This is a genomic window from Tepidimonas aquatica (assembly GCF_007556585.1).
In the GTDB taxonomy this organism is placed as follows: Bacteria; Pseudomonadota; Gammaproteobacteria; order Burkholderiales; family Burkholderiaceae_C; genus Tepidimonas; species Tepidimonas aquatica.
Window position 1 is genome coordinate 1 of sequence record NZ_VJNA01000096.1, and the last position, 528, is coordinate 528.

Consider the following 528-nt stretch of genomic DNA (forward strand, 5'->3'; position numbering starts at 1 on the left):
ACTCGTTGAAGGCGTGTTTGAGGTACAACAGGCTCACCATGATGCGCAGCGGCACGCGCGGGCGACCGGCGTTGGACGGCCTTGGGGTGCGCACCAGCGTCTGCCCGAACAAATCCAGCTCGGGCAGGGCTGTGCCCGCGCGCGCCTTTCGTGCGAAACGGTGGGCAACCGCCGCTTCAATCTCCTGCCACGGCATGCGCGAGGCCAGCACCGCCAGCGGGTGGCGCAGGTCGATCATCTGGTCCAGGCGCAGCCGGAAAAAATCCTCGGTGGCAGGGCAGGCAGCCATCTCGAACTCCCAGAAAATCAGCGCCAAACGTCGATAGAGCGCGGGAAATTGTACCCAAAAATCAAGGAAATGTCACGATAAATCAGATGGTTATGAATATTTCAGGGTGGACGAAGTAGAGAGTCTCGAAGGAGAATCTCTACGATGAAGAAATCGCGTTTCACTGACAGCCAGATCATCGACGCGCTCAAGCGGGCGGAGGCTGGTCTGAGCGTGCCCGATCTGTGCCGCGAACTGGG

Annotated in this window: 1 protein-coding gene and 1 pseudogene; one reads left to right on the top strand and one right to left on the bottom strand. The window is 59.8% G+C overall.

All coding sequences use genetic code 11. The features are described 5' to 3' along the window. A pseudogene (locus Taqua_RS13150) lies at positions 1–289 on the bottom strand (IS5/IS1182 family transposase); the annotation flags it as partial. Positions 290–433: 144 nt separating this feature from the next. Between Taqua_RS13150 and Taqua_RS13155 the strand changes: the two are divergent. Further along, positions 434–528, top strand: a 95-nt coding sequence (locus tag Taqua_RS13155) for a transposase (protein WP_144327005.1), incomplete at its 3' end; no start/stop codon positions are given.